We start from the raw sequence: 991 nt of genomic DNA, 5'->3' as shown, positions 1-991 counted from the left end.
CTCAGGGCGGGGGGACGTCGCTGACTGCCAATTTCAGGCAGCCCGGACTCGTGGATGGGCACTGTTGGAGGCTTCCGCACCGGGATGGCGTGGCGATCTCCCACGACTCGCAAACGCTGCTCCATCGCGGGGATCTGTGGGGGCTGTTTGGCCTGGTCGGAGACGTTCGCTGGGCTGAGCTGGAGGGTGACGACTATAAGCACCTGGAATGCAGCCAAGACGCTTTCAGGGCACTTCCAGCTCTGCTTCGGACGCCCTGGGCTGCAGCGTGCGTTCCCCAGCTTTATGAGCTGCTGGAACGCGTTAGGCGGCGAGTTCCATATACCCGGGACGCCTACGAGGTCGAGTGGAAGACGATCGAAGGGTTGGCGGCGCGCGCCCAGTTTTCGGCTGATCCGGCTGGCCGCCCTAGCGATGCTAATGAGTACGCGGAGCTGTACCCCGATCCCGTTGTCCTGATGAAGCGGGTGCGAGATCGTCGGATTCGACAATGGTAAGCGCGTCAGGCGCGCGATCACGCTCCCGGGCAGGTATAAGGTGGAGTCCGCAATGTACGGTTCGGCGGTAGAGGGAACGCCTGCCGCGATTGGACCTCCGCTGATCAGGACTTTGCTGTAACTACGACTTCCAGCGTGCCGTCAGGCAGACGACGGACGAGGTTTCCGCGTTCGTCGTAGCCGACTGCGCCCGGTTGAAGGCCGAGCTGTCGCATTTCTTCGACCTCAGCCGGCGTCGGTGTTTCCAGCGGCCACTGAGGGCTTTCGCTTCGAATTGCTGGCATCGGTGACGGCTCCGTGGGCTCGCGCCCATACTACCGCCCGCCGCAGGCGCGCTCGCGCCACGTTGGTATCCAAGGCTCGCAACGCTTTGAGACTCGACGCATGAGACGCCCCGCGAGCACAATCGCGGCTAGGGAACCTCTGAACAACGCGCCACAAATGCGAGACACTATCTGTTCGGAGTGAGGAGGCATCCATGCAGCTGACGTTCG

The organism is Xanthomonas sp. D-99 (genome assembly GCF_017746145.1).
GTDB classification, from domain to species: Bacteria; Pseudomonadota; Gammaproteobacteria; order Xanthomonadales; family Xanthomonadaceae; genus Xanthomonas; species Xanthomonas cissicola.
This window is presented reverse-complemented; position numbering follows the sequence as displayed.